Annotated in this window: 23 protein-coding genes; 17 read left to right on the top strand and 6 right to left on the bottom strand. The window is 50.0% G+C overall.

Features of this window, described 5'->3' with window-relative positions; genetic code table 11:
* Positions 1-104: 104 nt before the first annotated feature.
* From RF007C_RS02350 to RF007C_RS02285, 14 genes are all read left to right on the top strand, one after another.
* Complete coding sequence (locus tag RF007C_RS02350; RefSeq protein ID WP_037296894.1) at positions 105-1,199, top strand: DUF3810 domain-containing protein; 1,095 nt, start codon at positions 105-107, stop codon at positions 1,197-1,199.
* Between the two features lie 45 nt (positions 1,200-1,244).
* The gene (locus RF007C_RS02345) at positions 1,245-2,345 is read left to right on the top strand and encodes a hypothetical protein (RefSeq protein ID WP_037296891.1); all 1,101 of its coding nucleotides are present in this window, start codon (positions 1,245-1,247) and stop codon (positions 2,343-2,345) included.
* Positions 2,346-2,404: 59 nt separating this feature from the next.
* A complete protein-coding gene (locus RF007C_RS02340; RefSeq protein ID WP_037296888.1) occupies positions 2,405-2,683 on the top strand; it encodes a YabP/YqfC family sporulation protein in 279 nt (92 codons plus the stop codon).
* Entirely contained in the window at positions 2,680-3,225 is a 546-nt protein-coding gene (gene yabQ, locus RF007C_RS02335) for a spore cortex biosynthesis protein YabQ (protein WP_037296886.1), read from the top strand. Before RF007C_RS02340 ends, yabQ begins: the two co-directional genes overlap by 4 nt.
* Positions 3,215-3,517: a hypothetical protein gene (locus RF007C_RS02330; RefSeq protein ID WP_037296883.1), complete on the top strand. Its 303-nt coding sequence runs from the start codon at positions 3,215-3,217 to the stop codon at positions 3,515-3,517. Before yabQ ends, RF007C_RS02330 begins: the two co-directional genes overlap by 11 nt.
* A 43-nt stretch (positions 3,518-3,560) precedes the next feature.
* Positions 3,561-4,097, top strand: coding sequence for a S1 RNA-binding domain-containing protein (locus RF007C_RS02325; RefSeq protein WP_037296882.1), 537 nt, complete (start codon positions 3,561-3,563; stop codon positions 4,095-4,097).
* A gap of 120 nt (positions 4,098-4,217) precedes the next feature.
* Entirely contained in the window at positions 4,218-5,096 is an 879-nt protein-coding gene (locus RF007C_RS02320) for a hypothetical protein (RefSeq protein WP_037296880.1), read from the top strand.
* Positions 5,097-5,107: 11 nt separating this feature from the next.
* Complete coding sequence (locus tag RF007C_RS02315; protein WP_037296879.1) at positions 5,108-6,634, top strand: YifB family Mg chelatase-like AAA ATPase; 1,527 nt, start codon at positions 5,108-5,110, stop codon at positions 6,632-6,634.
* A gap of 66 nt (positions 6,635-6,700) precedes the next feature.
* On the top strand, positions 6,701-7,858 hold the full coding sequence (locus RF007C_RS02310) for an FtsW/RodA/SpoVE family cell cycle protein (RefSeq protein ID WP_037296876.1): 1,158 nt from the start codon (positions 6,701-6,703) through the stop codon (positions 7,856-7,858).
* Positions 7,859-8,151: 293 nt separating this feature from the next.
* On the top strand, positions 8,152-8,490 hold the full coding sequence (locus RF007C_RS02305; RefSeq protein ID WP_037296873.1) for a hypothetical protein: 339 nt from the start codon (positions 8,152-8,154) through the stop codon (positions 8,488-8,490).
* 73 nt (positions 8,491-8,563) lie between these two features.
* On the top strand, positions 8,564-8,797 hold the full coding sequence (locus RF007C_RS02300) for a hypothetical protein (protein WP_037296871.1): 234 nt from the start codon (positions 8,564-8,566) through the stop codon (positions 8,795-8,797).
* Positions 8,798-9,019: 222 nt separating this feature from the next.
* Positions 9,020-9,850 carry a dockerin type I repeat-containing protein gene (locus RF007C_RS02295; protein WP_037296868.1) on the top strand — a complete coding sequence of 277 codons (831 nt, stop codon included), beginning with the start codon at positions 9,020-9,022 and terminating at the stop codon, positions 9,848-9,850.
* 41 nt (positions 9,851-9,891) lie between these two features.
* Positions 9,892-10,710 carry a dockerin type I repeat-containing protein gene (locus RF007C_RS02290; protein WP_037296865.1) on the top strand — a complete coding sequence of 273 codons (819 nt, stop codon included), beginning with the start codon at positions 9,892-9,894 and terminating at the stop codon, positions 10,708-10,710.
* Between the two features lie 3 nt (positions 10,711-10,713).
* Complete coding sequence (locus RF007C_RS02285) at positions 10,714-11,787, top strand: radical SAM/SPASM domain-containing protein (protein ID WP_037296862.1); 1,074 nt, start codon at positions 10,714-10,716, stop codon at positions 11,785-11,787.
* 287 nt (positions 11,788-12,074) lie between these two features.
* Here RF007C_RS02285 and RF007C_RS02280 read toward each other — a convergent pair whose 3' ends face one another.
* Genes RF007C_RS02280 through RF007C_RS02270 form a run of 3 tightly spaced genes read right to left on the bottom strand, consistent with a single transcriptional unit; the run spans position 12,075 to position 14,886 of the window.
* The gene (locus tag RF007C_RS02280; protein WP_037296859.1) at positions 12,075-12,872 is read right to left on the bottom strand and encodes an N-acetyltransferase; all 798 of its coding nucleotides are present in this window, start codon (positions 12,870-12,872) and stop codon (positions 12,075-12,077) included.
* Entirely contained in the window at positions 12,869-13,873 is a 1,005-nt protein-coding gene (locus RF007C_RS02275) for a M42 family metallopeptidase (protein ID WP_037296856.1), read from the bottom strand. Before RF007C_RS02275 ends, RF007C_RS02280 begins: the two co-directional genes overlap by 4 nt.
* Entirely contained in the window at positions 13,873-14,886 is a 1,014-nt protein-coding gene (locus RF007C_RS02270) for a M20/M25/M40 family metallo-hydrolase (RefSeq protein ID WP_037296854.1), read from the bottom strand. The genes RF007C_RS02275 and RF007C_RS02270 overlap by 1 nt, the downstream gene beginning before the upstream one ends.
* A 236-nt stretch (positions 14,887-15,122) precedes the next feature.
* On the opposite strand from RF007C_RS02270, the gene RF007C_RS02265 reads away from it, so the two are divergent.
* The gene (locus RF007C_RS02265) at positions 15,123-15,983 is read left to right on the top strand and encodes a DUF11 domain-containing protein (protein WP_037296851.1); all 861 of its coding nucleotides are present in this window, start codon (positions 15,123-15,125) and stop codon (positions 15,981-15,983) included.
* Positions 15,984-16,016: 33 nt separating this feature from the next.
* On the opposite strand, the gene RF007C_RS02260 is transcribed toward RF007C_RS02265, so the two are convergent.
* A complete protein-coding gene (locus RF007C_RS02260) occupies positions 16,017-16,751 on the bottom strand; it encodes a polysaccharide deacetylase family protein (RefSeq protein WP_037296850.1) in 735 nt (244 codons plus the stop codon).
* Positions 16,752-16,880: 129 nt separating this feature from the next.
* Between RF007C_RS02260 and RF007C_RS02255 the strand changes: the two genes are divergently transcribed.
* The gene (locus RF007C_RS02255; RefSeq protein ID WP_037296847.1) at positions 16,881-17,162 is read left to right on the top strand and encodes a hypothetical protein; all 282 of its coding nucleotides are present in this window, start codon (positions 16,881-16,883) and stop codon (positions 17,160-17,162) included.
* Positions 17,143-17,712: a hypothetical protein gene (locus tag RF007C_RS02250; protein WP_037296846.1), complete on the top strand. Its 570-nt coding sequence runs from the start codon at positions 17,143-17,145 to the stop codon at positions 17,710-17,712. The genes RF007C_RS02255 and RF007C_RS02250 overlap by 20 nt, the downstream gene beginning before the upstream one ends.
* Before the next feature lie 67 nt (positions 17,713-17,779).
* On the opposite strand, the gene RF007C_RS02245 is transcribed toward RF007C_RS02250, so the two are convergent.
* Together RF007C_RS02245 and RF007C_RS02240 are read right to left on the bottom strand one after the other, a co-directional pair.
* The gene (locus RF007C_RS02245) at positions 17,780-18,130 is read right to left on the bottom strand and encodes a hypothetical protein (protein WP_037296844.1); all 351 of its coding nucleotides are present in this window, start codon (positions 18,128-18,130) and stop codon (positions 17,780-17,782) included.
* 65 nt (positions 18,131-18,195) lie between these two features.
* Positions 18,196-19,377: an iron-containing alcohol dehydrogenase gene (locus RF007C_RS02240; protein ID WP_037296842.1), complete on the bottom strand. Its 1,182-nt coding sequence runs from the start codon at positions 19,375-19,377 to the stop codon at positions 18,196-18,198.
* Positions 19,378-19,411 lie beyond the last annotated feature (34 nt).

Below are 19,411 nucleotides of genomic sequence, written 5' to 3'. Positions count from 1 at the left end.
TTTGTAAAGGTATACAGTTCGGGGCGGGACTGGCAGAAAAAGCCTGTTGCGAAAAATCGCCTTCTGTGATATAATAATATAAATTACCCATTAAGGAGGTCAATATGAAAAAGAGATACAGCATACCTCTGATTATCATAGCCATTATGGTCATATTAAACGTTATCTCACGTTTTTCAAGGCAGTTTTCGGACTTTTATGTTTCAAAGATATTCCCGTACATATCCTCGGCAGTTTCTTTTGTCACGGGACTCCTGCCCTTTTCTCTGGGAGAGATGCTCACAGCGGCAGCGGTAGCCCTTGTATTCATAGGTATCCCGCTTTTCCTGATACTTCTCATCTTCATGAAGGGCAAACGGCGGAGACTGGCTGCTTTTGCAGGCACCCTCGTCCTGTGGATCCTGTGCTACATAACTACTACCGAGACCATGAACTGCTTTATCATGTATCAGTGTACGCCTCTTTCCGAGAAGTATTTTCCCGATTCTCACGAGCATACCGACCGGGAGCTCACAATGCTTTACGGTGCTCTCATAAACAAGTGCAACGAGCTTGCTTTGCAGGTGCCCCGTGATGAGAACGGCTGCTTTGAGGTGACCTGCGATGTGAAGGCGGAGGCAAAAAAGGCGATGAAGCGTGCAGGCGGGAAATATCCGCAGCTCCGCGGCTATTATCCCGATCCCAAGCCGATACAGTTCTCGTATTTCATGAGCCAGCTGCATCTGACGGGGATATATATGCCCTACACCATCGAAGCCAACTACAATGACGATATGATACGGGCAGTCCTTCCCTCCACACTATGCCATGAGCTTGCACACCTGAAGGGCTTTATCCAGGAGGACGAAGCGAACTTCCTTGCCTTTGCTGCGTCGACGGGCAGCGATAATGTGGAATTCCAATATGCAGGCTATCTGGACGCTCTTGAGTACGTACACAATACGGTATGGGACAACGAGGTGGAAGAGGCGTACCCGCTTTCGGAGACTATTTCCGATGAGGTGCTGCGTGACTGGTTCAGGTTCATGCCCGAGAATTACTGGGAGGAGAACGCAGATAAGGAAGTAATATCCACTGAAGCAGTCAGCGAAGCTTCAACGGCTGCAATAGATACGAATATAAAAATGAACGGCAGAGAAGAAGGCATAAAGAGCTATTCCATGATGGTGGATCTTCTGCTGGACTATTATTTCCCGTGATGGCACTTGCGGCAGGGTTCACGGCTGATATTAACGGAGGATAAAATGAAAAGGATCATAGCAGGACTTATTGCACTTACCGCAGTTATATGTTCATTTACAGGCTGTACCGACAAGAAAGGATCAAAGGATACAGGCTCTGGCAGTACACAGAACACAGCTTCTGCGTCGGAAAATACCGAAGGAACTTCCACAGGGGAGACTGATCCTTCAGTATATTCCTCACAGGAGGAGGCGATAAAGGCGTTCATCGAGGCCTTCAACGCCAGGGACTACCGCAGGACATTTGATATGCAGATGCCCGACGATATGGGAGATGTGATAAAGGTCATTGTCAAGTCCCAAAAGGATCACGGCATTGAGACCACAGAAGAGGAGCTCATAAAGTCCTATCAGTATTCCCTCTATTACGGAGACGAAGACAGGAAGATCAGATTAGACCATATCATAAGCTCCGATCCCGCCGATGAGAGCGAGCTGGCCGATCTGAAAGAAAATTTCGGTATGTTCGGCTATGTAAGGAAGTATATCGCCGACAAAGGCGGAGTCGACAAGGTGGATTCAAGTGAGCTGGACAAGGAATACAGCGCCGTACCAAAGGATAAGATCGCGGAGTATTCAGGCATAACCGACGCTTACTGCGTTGTTATGGAGCTTGAGAACGAGGTCACGGGAGATATGTACGAAGGGATCATGTACGTTCTCGGCTATAACGGCGGCTGGAAGATCAACGCTCAGTATTTCCGCGGGGTAGAGATAAGAGCCCGCAGCAAGACGCTTACCAATGAAGCTTCAATGATATATAAGGCTGCGATGACATCGCTTGTGGAAATGGAGGCCGAAGACAGCCTGGGTGATACCTCGGAGGGCTTCATAATACATTCCGATGAAAGCAGGGATCACAACGTTCCTCAGGGCTTTGACACGGAGAGCTTCCGCAAGAAGCTGAAGAAGTACTATGAAAATGAGAATGAAAGAAGATGGTTCGTTGAGATAAAGGATGGAGCAGCAGCTGCCGCAGCTGTCTGGGATCCCGAAACTCCCGGATTTGCCGGCATTTATTCCGGCAGTGAAGACAATGACGGCGAGAAACGCCTCACCGGTGACGCGTATTACGAGGAAAAGTGCAGGGAGCTTGACGGCTGAGCATAAAAGACGCCTCCTGTGAATATACTTCAACTATCAAGTATTTCGGAGGTAAGACCATGCAGGACAAGACCGCTTCAGAAAATCAGAACATCATCCTCGAAAACCGCAGGAGCCTTAGCATATCGGGGATAACGGACGTTGACAGCTTCGACGAAAGGGAGATAAGCCTTTATACCCAGCTGGGAGAGCTTACTGTAAAGGGCAGGGAGCTCCACATCGACTCTATGAGCACGGAAACGGGCGATATGACCATTACAGGCGATATATGGGCTGTTATCTATGGGGACAGGGACAGAAAAGGGCCTGTTTCTGCTCTGGGAAGGCTGTTCAGATGAATATGCCCGAGACCTTCTTCACGGTCAGCGAGGAACTGAGACTTTTCGGTATGTCGTGCATAATGGGAGCCGCCCTTGGCCCCGTATTCGATGTTTTCCGCGCCTTCAGGCTGATACTTCGGCACAATGATGCTCTTACGGCAATTGAGGACGTACTCTTTTTCATGCTGTATGCAGCAGCTCTCATTGTCTTTTCGCAGCTGGCTGCAAGGAGCGAGATGAGGCTGTATTTCGCGGTCGGGAACGTTCTCGGCTTTGCGGTGTACCACTTTACCGTGGGGAGTGTTGTTCTGCGGACAATCAGTAAGCTCATCGGCATGATCAGGGCTGTTTTCAGACTGTTTTTCATGCCTCTCAGGAGTTTTTTTGCACCGCTATGTGCAAAAGTCGGTGTTAAATTTGTAGGAATTTACCGAATTATTGTTAAGAATTTTAAAAAAGCGAGAATAGTATTGCGAAACAGGCAGCATCTGTTGTATAATAAAATGGAAAATAATAAGAGAAAGAACGTGAAGAGCGTTGTCGAAAAAAATGAGACATGAAAAGCAGAGGAAAAAAGGTCTGTTCAGCCGCGGACTTGTAAAGCTTGTAGCAGTAGCCGTTATCATAGGCTGCGGCGTGCTTATTGCGGCCACTCAGAAGGACTGCGCCGAAAAAGAGGAGCAGATGAAACTGATACAGACAAAAATAGACGCTTACGAAACGGAAAATGCCGAGCTGCAGCGTGTCCTTGACAGTGACGATCTGAACGCTTACATGGAAAAGGTCGCACTTGAAGAGAGAGGCTATGCCTATCCCGACGAGCGCAGATTCTACGACACTACAAGGGATTAATAGGGCCTGAGGAAGGGTCCATAAAAAGGAGTAATAAATAAGTATGCAGCTGGAAATTGGTAAGATCTATAACGGCAAGGTCAAGGGAATCACACAGTACGGAGCTTTTGTTGACATTGATGGCGGCGGCACCGGAATGGTACATATTTCCGAGATCGCCAATACATATGTCAGCGACATCCGTGAGCACCTGGCTGAGGAACAGGAAGTCAAGGTCAAGGTAATAGGTATCAATGAGGCAGGAAAGGTCAGCCTTTCCATTAAAAAGGCTTCTGAGAACGGCGACTCCCAGCCACGTCAGAAAAGATTTGACGGCAAGGGCAGGCCGGATAAAAATGACAGGAGCGGAGACAGGGGTGACCGAGGCGACAGAGGCGGAGACAAGGGCGACCGCGGCTACGATAAGGGCGAGCGCAGCAATCAGCGCAGCAAGCCTATAATCTGGGAGCCGAAGAAGCAGATCCCTCAGTCTGAAATGACCTTTGAAGATATGATGTCACGCTTCAAGCAGACCAGCGAGGAGCGTATGTGCGACCTCAAGCGCAGCACCGACAGAAAAAACGGTACAAGAAGAAAGTAAACATGAGCCGTCCGTAAGGGCGGCTTTTTTATATCCCTTCAAAATTCGAGAAATATATTTACATCATGACGGAAAAGTGATATAATAAAATAGATCATACTTTTTGTATTGGAGAATGATATGGAATTCAAAAAAAATCCAGAACTTGCGGAAAAGCCGAATCATCTTCATTATCCCATATGCCGCGGCAGACTTGACGCCATAAAGGCTACCAGTCAGGATATTATGACTTATACGATGGTCACAAGCGTTATTCTTGCACTTTTATCGCTTGTTCAGGCACCTATCCATGTGGTAGGCTGGATCCCGCTGATGTATACTGATATTTCCGAAAGCAGAATGCTTGGTAACAGCGGAGCCATAATACAGGCTCTGATCTGCATCGTTCCTTTTGTCATGGGTGCTCTCGGATATGGCAACAGGAAGTTTTTCCATGTGATACTGTTCTTTTATTATATGCTGATGTTTGGTTTTTCCATTTTTATAAGGCTGAGTGCGTTTGATATTATAAGTGTATTTATCGGCGGTATCGGTCTGGTAAAGACCTACCCTATACTTTCGGCATATCCCGACTTCAAACAGCTCAGGAATACAGAGGGCTATCCTATGTTCATCGAGACTTATCAGCCTCAGCCGTATAAGACCAAGTACGGTCAGGCTGCGGCCGCACGCTATGACCAGCTGAAAAAACAGCAGATGCAGCAGAACAGCTCTGCTCAGCAGAATAAGCCTTTACCCCAGCAGGCCCAGCCCTTTGCGGGCCCCGAGAGAAGAAAGCGTGCTTTCGACCGCTTTGCCGAAAGAAAGGCGGGAACCGTCGATGTGGATATTCTCGGTAACAGTACCGCAGGAGAAGTGCCTGCGGATAAGAGCTCGGCACTCAATTCCATGCCGGGACTGAGTGTTTCGGTTTCAGCGCCGGTCGCCGCTCCGGACAGGTTCTGCCCGCCCAGGAACAAGGATAACTGCATCAAGGACAGCGGAATAAAACTAAGATAGGGGGACAAAATATGTTTGCCAAGGTTTCGAGTCTCGGGCTTTTCGGCCTCAACGCCTTTCCTGTTGACGTTGAAATAGATATCAGCCGCGGAAACCCTCAGTTTGAGATAGTCGGTCTTCCCGACACTGTTGTCAGGGAGAGCCGCGAGCGTATCCGTGCTGCTCTGCGCTCATGCAGTATAAGCTTTCCTGTGGCTTCGGTAATGGTGAACCTTGCTCCCGCAGATACCAGAAAAAGCGGCTCTGTACACGATATGGCCATATTCATGGCTGTGCTCCTGTGCATGAGAATGATAAGCACCGAGCCCGACGGCTGTGCGTTTATCGGAGAGATCTCTCTCAACGGCGATATACGCCGTATTAACGGAGTCCTACCCATGGTCATGCTTGCCCGTGAAAAGGGCATAGCATCGGTGTTCGTCCCTGCGGAGAATGCCAGAGAGGCTTCCGTGATCGACGGTGTGGACATATATGCGGTACACAATGCTGAGGAGCTCATAAAGCACTTCCGCGGTGAGGAGCTGCTGACGCCCTGCGAGCATTACATACCTCCCGAGGCTGCGTATAACGAACCCCTTGACTTCTCCGACGTGAGAGGTCAGCAGTCGGCTAAAAAGGCTCTGGAGATAGCTGCGGCAGGCGGCCACAATGCCCTGCTCATCGGTTCGCCGGGAAGCGGTAAAAGTATGCTTGCCAAGCGTATGCCCTCCATACTTCCGCCTCTTACCTTTGAAGAAGCACTGGAAACTACAAAGATACATTCCATTTCGGGACTTCTTACTCCCGAAATGCCCATAATAACAAAAAGACCTTTCCGTTCGCCTCATCATACCATATCCTCGGCAGGTCTGGCAGGCGGCGGCACTGTTCCGCACCCGGGAGAGGTATCGCTTGCCCATAACGGCCTCCTCTTTCTGGACGAGCTTGCGGAGTTTGACCGCAAGACGCTGGAGATACTCCGTCAGCCCCTTGAGGACAGAAGGGTGACTATTGCCCGCGCCTCGGGTACGGTGACTTATCCTTGCACCATTATGCTCATAGGTGCCATGAATCCCTGTCCCTGCGGATACTACGGACATCCAAAGAGAAAGTGTATATGTCCGAAAAATAAGGTGACGAGCTATCTTTCGAGGATCTCGGGACCTATGCTGGATCGCTTTGATCTCCATATCGAGGTGGCTCACGTGGAGTTCGGCGATCTTTCGTCAAAGGCGAAGGAGGAGAGCTCGGCAGATATAAGAAAACGAGTTATCGCTGCAAGAGCCGTTCAGGAGGAACGCTTCCGCAATACGGGCATAACCTGCAATGCGCTCATAACTCCCGATAAGCTACAGGGGTTCTGTCCCATGGACGAGGGCGCCGAGAAGCTGATGAAGAGCGTTTTCGACAGGCTCGGACTCAGCGCAAGAGCCTATGACCGTATACTGAAGGTCGCAAGAACTATCGCTGATATAGACGGTTCAGAGGTCATACGTAAGGCTCATGTGGCAGCTGCGGCGCAGTTCAGGAGCCTTGACCGCAAATACTGGGCGGAATGATAAAAACGCGGTGATCGGCGTTACGGATCAGCTTTTACTTAAAAACAGATAAACAAAGGAGAAACAATGAAATCGGCATTCAAAAAACTGCCTTCGGGCAAACACAGTATTGACGCAGGTCTGCTGTTTTCGGTAACGCTATGCGCTGCCATAAGCACCCTGCTGATATACTCCATAACCTATAACAAGGTCCTTGAGACCGTAGGCTCCAGCTACTGGAAAACACAGGCATTCTCAATGGTGGCGGGCGTAGCCGCTGCTGTGATCATCTCGTTCATAGACTACCGCAAGCTGGTAAAGCTGTGGTTCCTTTTCGTTCCTGCGGCGCTGGCATTGATGGCGCTGACCTTCACCTCCCTGGGATACAGGCGAGAAGGCGCCGACGACCAGGCATGGCTCAACCTCGGATTTATCCAGTTTCAGCCCTCGGAGGTGCTGAAGCTGGCATTCATACTCTCCTTCGCTCATCACCTGTCCCGTGATGAGGAGGAAATGAACAAGCCCCTTCATATGCTGCTGCTGCTGATACACGGAGCTGTCCCTCTCGGCATCGTAGCTTTGCAGGGCGATTACGGTACGGCTATCGTTTTTGCTGCTATATTCGCATTTATGATATGCTCTGCGAAGATCTCGTGGAAATACCTCGTTGCGGCGCCCTTTGTCATTGCTGCGGGCGTTGCGGGTATGTGGTTCTTTGCACTGAGCGAGTTCCATAAAAAGCGTATCCTCATACTCTTCCACCCAGGAACCGATCCCGAGTACATCGAGTATCAGCAGGATCTGGGACTTGCAGCTCTCAAATCGGGAGGAGTATTCGGCAAGGGGCTCTTCGGAAAGCCTGACGACTATATTACCGTTCCCGAGATACACAACGACTTCATTTTTACCTACGCAGGCCAGGTATTCGGCTTCGTAGGCTCTATCGGACTCATCATTATCCTTGCCTATATCTGCCTGAAGATATTCGGAGACAGTCGCGTAAGCCGCGACCATCTTGGTAAATTCATCTGCATGGGCGCCTTCGGACTGATACTCTCACACTGTATCATGAATATTGGCATGGTGCTGAAGGTGGCTCCTGTTATCGGCGTTCCGCTGCCCTTCCTCAGTGCGGGCGGTACCGCCATGATAAGTATGTACGCTATAATTGGCCTCGTGCTCAGCACATACAGTCACCGCGCCGTGAACTATAACGTTTTCTATGATGAGGACGAGGAAGACTGATATACTGCTCCTGCTTCGGCGGGAGCTTTTTCATGCCCTTCTATATATGGTGGAAAGGGGCTGAAATTCAACGGAAAACCATTGAAATACGGAATAAAAGATAACAGTTTCTGTGTTTTGCACAAACCGCAGCAATGAAATCAGTGCATTTATGACAATGAGGAGCAGCTCCGAAGCAGGGAACAATGAGCAGTTTTCGGCTTAAATACGGTGTATTTATATAGCCCGTAATATTGACAAACACCGGAATATGTAGTAAAATAAAAGCAGTAATGAAATATGGGGGTATAAACATGAAAAAAACTAGAAAAACCGCTCTTATGGCTGCTGTACTCACAGGAGCTGTTATGCTTACGGGCTGCGATCACGGACATGACGATGTGGTCACTGTATATGGCCCGCCTGTTACCACAGCTGCTTCAACAGAGGAGCAGACTACAGAGGCTCAGACAACAGAGCCTGCAGCTACCACATATAATCCTTCCGATGACGATGTACAGGTGGAATACGGTGCGCCGATCGTTCAGGATGATACTACAAAGCCCGATACTACGGAATATGATCCTGCAAATGACAATGTTCAGATCGTTTACGGTCCGCCCGAGTCATTCGGCAGCAATCCGGTTCAATAATATTTTTTTCCGCTCAGGCGGAAAGGCTTACATCTGACAGCTGCTTTATGCAGTGTTATTGGAGGTAATGCATATGAAAAAGAATAAGAAAACCGCCCTTATGGCTGCTGTGCTTACAGGAACTGTCATGCTTACAGGCTGCGACATCGGCCATGAAGAGGTACAGGACGTTTATGGGCCGCCTGTGATAACGGAGTCAAAGACAGCAGAGTCTGATACCACGGAATATGATCCCGCCAAGGACGATATACAGGACGTTTACGGTCCGCCGTCAGCCGGGAATGCTGCGGAAACGCCCGCTGAATAAGAAATATCAGAAGACGAAGAGTATGGGGAAGTAAAACTGCACAAATAACAGCACAGCCCTTTGTGCAGGTATACAAAGTTGGCTTGAAAAGAAAAAAAGTACGCTGTTTTGCGTCATTTATATTATAGCACTGTGGATTAGTGACAGTCGGATGCTATATATAAAATTCACTTGCCATTTCCCGGCTGTCACACCATAGATCTTCGAAGGGAGCGTTATAACATGAAAAAAACTATACGTACTGCTATGACAGCTGCTGTTTTTGCAGCTGCGAATATGTCGGCTCTGCCTTCAATGGGAGCCGGAGATAACGGCAGCAATCAGTGGCCGCCGTTCAATAATATGTCTGAAACTGTGGATTTTTCAGGACAGGGGGCTTATGGAGTATACGGTCCTCCTCCGACGGACGGAACATGGTGGGACAGTGAGCCGTGGAATAATCCGGGCACCGTGGAAAAGGTCCTGACTACGGTCACTACTACGACTCTGCCCGCACCTGTGTACGGTCCTGCGCCTACTACCACCGTTTCCGATGAGGACTGGGATAATGTTCTGACTACATTTACTTTCTTTATGACAACTTCGACTACATCTACCACTACGGAGGTAACTTATCCTCAGACTGTTTACGGCCCGCCTATAGATATTTTCAGGGGCGACATCAATATGGACTATGCAGTTGACTGCTTTGACGTTATTGCTGTCAGAAGGATGCTCATAAACGGCGCTGACATCCACAGTGATGCCGCTTATTTCGCCGATGTAAACTCTGACGGAAAGCTCAATATCGCAGATCTTATACTGATCCAGAAGCTTGTTCTCGGCAAAGTATCCGTAAATGAGCTGGGCAAGGAATACGGCAACAGATATAACCGTGAAACCGAGATCGAGAAGATAACAACTTCTGTAAAGGATGATCCTATTGTTACTACCATTGCCGAGCCCTATGATCCCGGTAAGGACGTTGTGATAACCCTCTACGGCATCAGACCTATCGATGACAGGCTGAAGGAAATGCTCGAGGAAAGAGACAAGGATATTACGGATAAATAAGACGTGAAAACAATATGAATGTATAAAAGGAGTGTGCCGGCATGAAAAAAACGTTACGTACAGTATTGACCGCAGCAATATTCGCAGCTGCGAATATGTCCGCTATACCTTCCATGGCGGCAGTTGACGGCTCCGGTCAGCAGGAAGAGGAAGGCAGCAATACCGTTGGTTTATCGTTTGAGGACTGGGTGAGAATGACGGAACAGCCCACTTACGATCTGTACGGCGTTCCTCCGATGTTTGATCCGAACGACACCGATATTACCGAATGGCTGGATCAGCCCTGGGATCTCAGTGATCTGGAGAAGACGGTAACTACGGTCACTACTACCTCTGTGCCTGCACCTGTGTACGGCCCTGCGCCTACTACTACCGTTTCCGACGCTGACTGGGATACAGTGGTCACAACTCTGACTACAAGCGTAATCCCTCAGCCTGCATACGGTGCGCCCGAGTTCTTTACCGGCGATGCAAATACCGACGGCGCTATCGACAGCTTCGATGTTATAACCCTCAGAAGAATGCTCGTTTCGGGAGAGGGAAGCGGCAGTGCCAGATATTACGGCGACATGAACCATGACGGAAAGATCAATGTTGCGGATCTTATCATGCTTCAGAGATACCTGCTGGGCAAGGTAAAGGATCTCGACAAGTACCGTAGTGATGAATACTCCGGAGAACTTCCCGAGATCGAAAAGATAACGGCTCCGTCAGATGAGATAACACCTGTCACCACTACTATCACCGAGCCCTATGATCCGGTGAAGGACGTCGTCATTGCTCTTTACGGCATAAGACCTATCGATGACAGGATCAAGGAAATGTTCGGAGACTTTAATAAAGATATTCAGGAGAAGTAAAATATGCTCAACGTTAATATGAAAAAAGATCATCTCGAAAAGATGAGACAATACAGAAAGTCGCTTATGAGAAGTCCGAAGCTGAGAAATCTCTTCCTGGAGCTTACACTCAGATGCAACGAGCGCTGTCTTCACTGCGGAAGCTACTGCGGAGATGTTTCCTCTGAGGAGCTTACGGTAGATCAGTACCGCACCTTCCTTCAGCAGGTGAAGGAGGATATGACTACAGAGGGAAAAATGCTTGACATTACAGGCGGCGAGCCCCTTCTCAGAAAGGAATTCTTCGATATTCTGGGGGCAGCTCATGAGCTGGGCTTCAGCTGGGGAATGACCAGCAATGCTACTCTCATCAATGACAGCGTTGCCCGCGATCTTCAGAGAGTCGGCATGGGTACCATATCCGTCAGCATAGACGGTCTCGAGGATACTCACGACGCATTCAGAAGAACTCCCGGAGGCTTCAGCAAGGCTATGAGCGGTATCGAGTCCCTTATCAGAGTGGGCGGCTTTGAGCATATTCAGGTAACTACTGTTGTTACTCATCAGAATATCGGCCAGCTGGACGAGCTTTTCAAGATATTCAACAATATGGACATAGACTCCTGGAGAGTTATCAATATAGAGCCTATGGGACGTGCAAAGCAGCACCCCGAGCTCATACTTACTCCCGATGATTACAGAACTCTCTTTGAGTTCATCAGAAACAAGCGTATCGCAGGCGAGCCTGTTACTTACGGATGCAGCCACTATCTCGGTCTTGAGTACGAGCGTGAGGTCCGTGACTGGTATTACCTCTGTACAGCAGGTCTCTATACCGCAAGTATCACTGCCAGCGGAGATATTATTGCCTGCCTCGATATCGAACGCAGACCTGAATTCGTTCAGGGAAATATCCTCCGCGACCGCTTCAGCGAGGTATGGGAGAAAAAATTCCAGATATTCAGACGTGACCTTTCAGATGACAACGAGGTCTGTTCAAAGTGCGACCAGAAGGATTTCTGTCACGGCGACGCTTACCACAGCTGGGACTTTGACAATAACCGTCCTCAGGTTTGCTTTAAGGATATTCTGTTCTGATAGTACTGTAAGTCTTCGGGCGATAATGATATAGAAATATTGAGCCATGGTATTTCTGATATGTCTGTCAGAAGTACTATGGCTTTTTAGGTGTATAATTCAGAATTAATATTTGCAGGGTATTGCGTTCTCGACGTCCCTTAATGGAACGTCGAGAACACCGTCACCTACAATTTATTCATTCTGATTTGTGCGGAATAATTACAGAATAAATATGCCCCGAGGCTCTGCCCCGGGGCTTTTTCATGCTATGGAAGGGGACACTCCCCCAAAAAACGGAACGATAGTTATCTGTCCTCCAGACGTCCCTTTGCTGCGCTGTCCTTCTCGATGTCGATACGCTCAAGAACTATCTCGCGCCCCGCGATCCGGAAGCCTATCTCTTTGTAAAAGCTTACACGTACATCAAGTGCAAGCAGATATGCACGCTTACCGAGCCCGTTGAAGAACTTGGCCAGCCATTTGAGAAATTCTCTTGCATAGCCTCTGCCTCTTGCCGCTTTATTTGTTGCTACCTGTCCTATGAGAACGGTGCTGCCGATGTCGAATACCGCCGAAGCAGTAGTTGAGCCGCGGTAGGTGAATACCCTGCTTATACCGTGACGGCAGCGGTGTGACGTGTCCGTGTACCACAGTGAAAAGTCTGCGATATTCGGGAAGCCCTCGCTGAGTATCTTGTATACGTCGGGGAGATTGGGATTGAATTCCACGTGCTCCTCGATGGCTTCAAGGGGTGTCTCGTCGGGTATGAGCTCGAAGATAGTACGGTTCAGCACCTGATAGCGTTCGGGTATGGTTATGCCCTCAAGTATCTTCTGGTCGCCTTCGATACGGAAGGGGACATTCATGCTGACAAAAAGGTCTATCTCCTGATTGGGTTCAAGGTTGCCGTCGCCGCATATTATAAGGGTGGAGTTGATGATGAACATGAAGCCCACACCTGTTTCATCGGTTATCTTGTAAAAACGGCAGAATTCGTAATTCGGGCCGTAGGCTCTCATATAGGCAAGCATCTTCTTGCCGGAGAGCGTCTTGTTGAGCAGTACGCGGTCAAGCTCGTACTCATGCTCGATAAGTGTTATCATAATTCGGGTATCCTTTTTAAGAGATTTTTCACAAGCTTGTAGGAGCTGGTCAGGTCGGAAAGCTCGATCACCGACGAGGGTGAGTGGAGATATCTGCACGGAACGGATATTGCTATGGTGCGGACTCCCTTTCCGCTGATATGTATCGCTCCTGCGTCGTTGCCTCCTGCTATCATGGTCTTGGTCTGGCAGGTGGCGATGGCAAAGGCCAGCTGATACAGCTCCTTGTCATATATGGTGCTTCTGTCCATAAATGATACCACAGGGCCGCTGCCCAGCTCGCAGACGCGCTTCTCGCCGCTTACGCCGTCAATATCCGCGGCAGTGGTGGCTTCAAGTACTATGGCATAGTCGGGAGCTACCGAGAAGGAGGAGACTGCCGAGCCGCGGAGCCCGATCTCTTCCTGTACGTTGAATACAAAATAGGTATCGTAATCCAGCTTTTCGTGGAGGAGCTTTATCATTATGGCACAGCCTGCGCGGTCGTCGATGGCCTTGCCCTTGACGCGGTGCTGTCCCAGCTCTGTGAATTCCGAGTCGAAGTATACACAGTCGCCGAGGGATACGTACTTCTCTGCGTCGGCTTTGTCCTTTGCTCCGATGTCTATATACAGGCTGTCGGTTTTGGGAGCCTTTTCACGCTGTTCCTTGCTGAGGTTATGGACTGCGGTGGAGCCGATGACTCCGCTGATACGGTCCTTTCCGACTCTGACGGGTCTACCTATGACAACAGAGGGATCTATACCTCCCACATTGCCGAAGCTGAGAGTTCCGTCGGAACGGATATATGTGACCATGAAGCCTACCTCGTCCATATGGGCGCATATCATAAGCTTTTTCTCGGGAGACTTGCTGCCCTTCTTGAAGCAGATGAGGTTTCCGAGATTATCTATGCTGTACTGGCAGACGTCCTTTATCTTGCTGATGATGAGGTCGCGCACCGCACTCTCATCGCCTGAGATGCCGTCAGTCAGGCAAAGTTCTTTCAGAAGCTCTTTCATTATCGTCCCTCCCTGATATATTCCGCAAGCAGTTTTGCGGTCATCTCAACGTCGGAAAGGTCAATGACCTCTACGGGAGTGTGCATATTGCGGAGCGGTATGGAAACGGTGCAGGCCTTTGCGCCGCTGCGGTTTACGGAATAGCGGTCCGCATTGGTGGAGGTAAGTCCGTTCATTACCTCCTTCTGGTAAGGTATGCCCGAAGCCTCTGCGACGGAAATAAGGTTGTCGCTTATCTCTCTGGAAAGGGAGGGTGACAGGCCTATCATAGGGCCCTTGCCCAGATATCCGCACTTGTTCTCCTCCTCGCCTATGGCGTAGGCAAAGCTTACGTCCACGGCTATGGCGATATCGGGATCGATCAGGAAAGCTCCTGTTTTCGCGCCGCGTTCGCCTACCTCCTCCTGAGTGGAGAAGATAACGGTAACGTTATATGCGGCTGACTGTCCGCTGAGCAGATCCAGCGCATAGAGTATAGCTGCAACTCCGCAGCGGTCGTCAAGGGCGCCGCCTGTGATACGGTCTCCTATGAGGCTGCGGCAGGAAGTGTCGAAGGTGACGGAGTCGCCCTGAGCGACTGCCTCTTCAAGCTCGACCTTGGTCATTCCTGTGTCGATGGCTACGTCCTCCCATTTGAGCACCTCTGCACCGCCGTCGGTAAGATGGGGCGGAACGGAGCATATCACTCCTTTTACACTGCGCTTTCCGTGTATAACCACGGGCTGTGCGGGGAGAAGTCTGCGGTCTATGCCGCCTATATTGCCGACCTTGATAAATCCGTCATCGGTGATATAGGTGACTACAAAGCCCACCTGGTCTATATGCGCGTCCAGTACCAGGGACGGCAGACCTTCTCGGTGTACGCCGAAATGTCCTATGACGTTGCCGTTGATAACGGAGGCGTCGGGACAGTATCCGCGCAGCAGCGACAGAGCCAGTTCTGCGGCTTTGTTTTCGCTTCCCGAAGCTCCCGCTGCCTCGGAAAGAGATGTGACTGTCTGTTTCAGATCCATTGCTATTAACTCCTTTCATTATGAAATATATTGTTACTATCTATTATACCAGAAAAAAAGAACTTTTTCAATAGGCACAAGGCTATATTTTAAGGATAACGGGGGCTGCGGTATATGTACTGCCATATACCCCGAAGGTACGTAACATACATAGGAGCAGCCACATATAATATACCGAGGGAGGGGAGTCTCCCTCCCTTAATACGGCGGTATTACGCCATATGGAGGAAAACAGCATGGCAACATTCTATAATCAGGCCACATTGTCCTACAACGGCACGGTGGCAAGCTCAAATATAACCTCGGGAGAGATAATCGAGGTGCTTTCCGCTTCAAAGAGCGCGGTTTCCGACACCTATTCCCCCGACAGCGGCAACGTGTTCATCATAAGCATAGTCAACACGGGTTCTGTGTGCTACAACGGTCTTACAGTCACTGACGATCTGGGAAGCTACAGCTTCGGAGAAGCAGACGACAGCGCAGTACCTCTCAGCTATAAGGAGGGCTCACTTTCCTATTATGTTAACGGAGTGCGGCAGCCCGATCCTGTTATAGCATCGATTTATCCTCTGTCAGTTACGGGGATAAATGTGCCCGCCGGTGGCAATGTGATGCTGGTGTATTCAGCCGATACAAACAGCTTCGCTCCTATGGGCGCAGGAGCTGGCATAACAAATACAGCCGTTATAAGCGGTACAGGGTTCGAGCCTGTGACAGCTTCTGCTGATGTAGCCTACGCTGAGGGCATAGACCTTGCTATCAGCAAGTCTCTTTCACCTGCGGCAGTAGAGGAGAACGGCGAGGTGACCTATACCTTCGTGATACAGAATTTCGGCACTTCTCCTGCTGAGGCAGCCGACAATGTAATATTCAGCGATACCTTCACACCTGCACTCAGCGGTCTTACAGCCGAGTTTAACGGTGCTGTCTGGACATCGGGCACTGATTATGCCTACGATCCCGCAACAGGCACATTCACAAGCCTCGACGGCACTGTAACAGTTCCTGCGGCTCAGTTCTCACAGAACGAGACAACAGGAGAGTGGTCCGTACAGGCAGGCGTCAGCACCCTTATCATCAAGGGCAGGCTGTCATGACAGCAAAGGGGACACATAGTGTCCCCTTTGAGTTTATACCTTATACCCCTTTGCACGGAAGCTGTCGATCAGGTCACCAAGTATCTCTGCATTTGTGGCTGATACCGAGTGGAGGAGCAGTATCTCGCCGCCGTGTGCTGCGTCAGAGAGCTTTTTCAGTCCATCGGCGGGCAGCGGCTGAGCATCTGTTTTCCAGTCCACATAGGCACTGCTCCAGAAGATCGTCCTGTAGCCGCAGTCCTTTGCGGTCTCAAGGGCTCTTTCGGAGTATTCGCCGCAGGGACAGCGGAAATACTGCATCTCGTAGCCGTAATTATCCAGTACATAGCTGTGGAGGGACATTATCTCCTCCTTTTCGTTCTCCTCGGAGAGAGTTGGCAGGCTTGCGTGAGTCATGCCGTGGTTCCCGATGATATGCCCCTCGTCTATCATGCGCTTTACGAGCTCGTGCTCTGTTCTTGCATAGGAACCCGTCAGGAAGAATATGGCTTGAACGTCCTTTTCCTTCAGTGTATCAAGTATCTTTGACGTATAGCCGTTTTCGTAGCCCTGATCGAAGGTTATTATGATCCTGCTGCTGTCTCCCGAGAGGGCGAAGGCGTCAAGACCGCCGTATCGGCTGTTGAATTCCACAGCTCCGAGAGGACGGTTCTTTTCATCGACTGCCGTTCCCTGACCGTAGCCTTTTTTTGTGTTGTCGGCGGCATATACTGCCGTACACGGCATGGCTGCGGCAGTGAGAATGGCAGCACAGGAAATTATTTTCATAAGCTTTTACCTCATATTTCAAAGTGCGGAAAGCTCCGCAAAGATATTATTGGCTGTGTTAAGTGAAAAAAACATGGTCTTTTTTGCATTTTTCGATTTTTTTTGCATATTTTTTATTGAGGTGATCTTATGGAAAACGAAGTTATTGACGAGGCGGAGGACAGCGGCAGCACTGAGGCTCTTGCGGAGGAGTACATAAAAAAGCGGAGAAACAGGCCCGATGACGTTATCGCCATGCAGGCGGTGGTTTGCATACTTGCAGCGGCTGCACTCTTTATCGGGAATATTTTCTATCCCGATATTACGGGAGCGGTATTCGGCAGGCTCCGCGGACTTGCGGCAGGGCAGGGTGATATAATGCAGAATCCCATAGACGCGGTGGCAGCGTACATTGATAAGCTTCAGGATTAAGGGGACTGCGGTAAGGATAGGCTTTTCATTCCTGGTGTTCAATGCACTGATATTCCTTCTGCGGGAAAGCAGTCAGGTATGCGCCTTCTATGCCGCCTGCATATTCCACGAATGCGGACATCTCACGGCTTTGTGGCTCACGGGGAGCAGTCCCTCTTATATCGTCTTCGGCTGCACGGGAATACGTATAGGAGTCCGCGGGAACGGTGCCGTGTCTGTATTGCGGAGCCTTATTGTTCTGCTGGCAGGACCTGCCGCTAATGTGACAGTATATTTTATCACGAAGCTCACGGACTGCGGCGGGGAGCTGGCTCTTCTCAATCTCACTGCGGCGGCCTATAATATGCTTCCATACCGCAGCCTTGACGGAGGTGCGGCGATCGCGCTGTTCACTGAGGGGCGTCCCTTTGAATCCGCGGCGGAGATCCTGCTCACTGTGCTGAGGCTGCTGATTGCTTCTGCTGCCGCACTGGCGGTATGGAAGTACGGCATAACTGCATTGCCTCTGCTGATAGCGGCTGCGGCGCCGCTGATACTGCGGGATGTATGAAAATGCAGTAAAAAAGCCATAGTGCTCCCGATCGGGAAGGACTATGGCTTTGTTTTCGTTTATATTATCAGCCGTCTATGCTCAGGTACATGAAGCTGCCGAGGTCGCTGTCGGCGTACTCAAAGCTGATGATATGAGAGTCGTCAAGAGCGTGATCGGTATAGCTCACGGTGCGGTTGCCGATATTGATCTGAGGTACTCCCAGACTGTCCTTCAGCTCATCGGCGGTCATCTCGCCGAAAGCATCGCTGATGCCGTTTTTTATGAGAAAGTCTGTTATCTCGTCAAGCCTTGAAGCGTAATTTTCAGCTATCTTCAGGGCCTGCTCCTCATAGCCGTCTCTCAGTTCATCACAGGTGATGATAACATTATCCAGATCTGCGATCCAGAGCTCTGAGCTTTCGTCGTATTCAAACATTGTTTTCCCTCCTTTTCAAAGGACAGGCAGTGCTGTATCGGGGCATATCCCCGGTATGCCGTTTATCATAAGCCTGCATTGGCAGCTATTCGATAGATAGTTGCGATGTCCTGAGAGGTCAGATGTACGAATCCGCCTGTCTTGCCGTCGCCTATGCCCATTTTCTTGACCAGCTTGTGTATATCCTCTTCCCTTGCGCCCAGCTGCTCGAAGTTTATTGGCATACCGATGCTGTGCAGGAAGCTCCTGAAGCAGGCGATGCCCTCCAGAGCAGTCTCGTCGGGGAACTCAAAGTTCATATGGCAGCCCCATACTCTCACAGCCATCTGTGCAAAGCGCATAACATCGTGCTTGTATACGAATTCCATCCATGCGGGCATTATTACTGCAAGGCCTGCACCGTGTGCGCAGTCGTAGAGGGCGGAGAGCTCATGCTCGATAGCGTGGCTGTTCCAGTCCTGACTTCTTCCTACGCCTACAATATCATTGTGAGCCACTGTGCCTGCCCACATTATATTGGCTCTTGCCTCGTAGTTGTCGGGCTGAGCGATAGCACGGGGAGTCTCCTTTATCATTGTCAGGAGGACTGCCTCGCAGAGACGGTCTGTGATCTCTACTTCACGGGTATTGGTGAAGTATCTTTCGAACACGTGAGCCATTATGTCTGTAGCTCCGCAGGCTGTCTGATATGCGGGCAGCGAGCAGGTGAGCACGGGATCGAGTATAGAGAAGCGGGGACGAAGCAGATCGGAGCCTACATCGCGCTTGAGGCTGCCTTCCTCCTTGGTAACGACGGACGCACCTGAGCCTTCGCTGCCTGCTGCTGCGATGGTGAGGACTGTGCCTATGGGCAGAGCCTTCTCTACCTCCTTGCCTGTACCGTAGAAGTCCCAGAAATCACCGTTATATGGAACTCCCAGAGCGATGGCCTTTGAGGAGTCTATACATGAGCCGCCGCCTACCGAGAGTATGAAATCAACGCCCTCATTGCGGCAGAGCTCTATTCCTTTGTAAATAAGAGTATCACGTGGATTGGGCTGAACGCCACCCAGCTCGGTGTATGCTATGCCGCTGGCATCAAGAGAAGCCTTTACGCAGTCGAGGAGGCCCGACTTTACTGCCGAACCCGAGCCGTAGTGTATGAGCACCTTTGTACCGCCGTACTTCTTTACCATTTCGCCGGCTTTTGTTTCTGTATCTCTTCCGAAGATAAACTCCGTAGGACTGTAAAACTGAAAATTATCCATTGTTTATTCCTCCATTGTGTTTCCTTTTACTGTT

It is taken from the genome of Ruminococcus flavefaciens 007c, from assembly GCF_000571935.1.
Taxonomy (GTDB): domain Bacteria; phylum Bacillota; class Clostridia; order Oscillospirales; family Ruminococcaceae; genus Ruminococcus; species Ruminococcus flavefaciens_F.
Note: the sequence above shows the minus strand (reverse complement) of the source record. Positions and strands in the feature narration are given on the sequence as shown.

Excerpts from the sequence above, each read along its gene's own strand:
- RF007C_RS02350 (WP_037296894.1), top strand. The coding sequence starts at position 105 with ATGAAAAAGAGATACAGCATACCTCTGATTATCATAGCCATTATGGTC.
- RF007C_RS02345 (WP_037296891.1), top strand. The coding sequence starts at position 1,245 with ATGAAAAGGATCATAGCAGGACTTATTGCACTTACCGCAGTTATATGT.
- RF007C_RS02340 (WP_037296888.1), top strand. The coding sequence starts at position 2,405 with ATGCAGGACAAGACCGCTTCAGAAAATCAGAACATCATCCTCGAAAAC.
- yabQ (WP_037296886.1), top strand. The coding sequence starts at position 2,680 with ATGAATATGCCCGAGACCTTCTTCACGGTCAGCGAGGAACTGAGACTT.
- RF007C_RS02330 (WP_037296883.1), top strand. The coding sequence starts at position 3,215 with ATGAGACATGAAAAGCAGAGGAAAAAAGGTCTGTTCAGCCGCGGACTT.
- RF007C_RS02325 (WP_037296882.1), top strand. The coding sequence starts at position 3,561 with ATGCAGCTGGAAATTGGTAAGATCTATAACGGCAAGGTCAAGGGAATC.
- RF007C_RS02320 (WP_037296880.1), top strand. The coding sequence starts at position 4,218 with ATGGAATTCAAAAAAAATCCAGAACTTGCGGAAAAGCCGAATCATCTT.
- RF007C_RS02315 (WP_037296879.1), top strand. The coding sequence starts at position 5,108 with ATGTTTGCCAAGGTTTCGAGTCTCGGGCTTTTCGGCCTCAACGCCTTT.
- RF007C_RS02310 (WP_037296876.1), top strand. The coding sequence starts at position 6,701 with ATGAAATCGGCATTCAAAAAACTGCCTTCGGGCAAACACAGTATTGAC.
- RF007C_RS02305 (WP_037296873.1), top strand. The coding sequence starts at position 8,152 with ATGAAAAAAACTAGAAAAACCGCTCTTATGGCTGCTGTACTCACAGGA.
- RF007C_RS02300 (WP_037296871.1), top strand. The coding sequence starts at position 8,564 with ATGAAAAAGAATAAGAAAACCGCCCTTATGGCTGCTGTGCTTACAGGA.
- RF007C_RS02295 (WP_037296868.1), top strand. The coding sequence starts at position 9,020 with ATGAAAAAAACTATACGTACTGCTATGACAGCTGCTGTTTTTGCAGCT.
- RF007C_RS02290 (WP_037296865.1), top strand. The coding sequence starts at position 9,892 with ATGAAAAAAACGTTACGTACAGTATTGACCGCAGCAATATTCGCAGCT.
- RF007C_RS02285 (WP_037296862.1), top strand. The coding sequence starts at position 10,714 with ATGCTCAACGTTAATATGAAAAAAGATCATCTCGAAAAGATGAGACAA.
- RF007C_RS02280 (WP_037296859.1), bottom strand. The coding sequence starts at position 12,872 with ATGATAACACTTATCGAGCATGAGTACGAGCTTGACCGCGTACTGCTC.
- RF007C_RS02275 (WP_037296856.1), bottom strand. The coding sequence starts at position 13,873 with ATGAAAGAGCTTCTGAAAGAACTTTGCCTGACTGACGGCATCTCAGGC.
- RF007C_RS02270 (WP_037296854.1), bottom strand. The coding sequence starts at position 14,886 with ATGGATCTGAAACAGACAGTCACATCTCTTTCCGAGGCAGCGGGAGCT.
- RF007C_RS02265 (WP_037296851.1), top strand. The coding sequence starts at position 15,123 with ATGGCAACATTCTATAATCAGGCCACATTGTCCTACAACGGCACGGTG.
- RF007C_RS02260 (WP_037296850.1), bottom strand. The coding sequence starts at position 16,751 with ATGAAAATAATTTCCTGTGCTGCCATTCTCACTGCCGCAGCCATGCCG.
- RF007C_RS02255 (WP_037296847.1), top strand. The coding sequence starts at position 16,881 with ATGGAAAACGAAGTTATTGACGAGGCGGAGGACAGCGGCAGCACTGAG.
- RF007C_RS02245 (WP_037296844.1), bottom strand. The coding sequence starts at position 18,130 with ATGTTTGAATACGACGAAAGCTCAGAGCTCTGGATCGCAGATCTGGAT.
- RF007C_RS02240 (WP_037296842.1), bottom strand. The coding sequence starts at position 19,377 with ATGGATAATTTTCAGTTTTACAGTCCTACGGAGTTTATCTTCGGAAGA.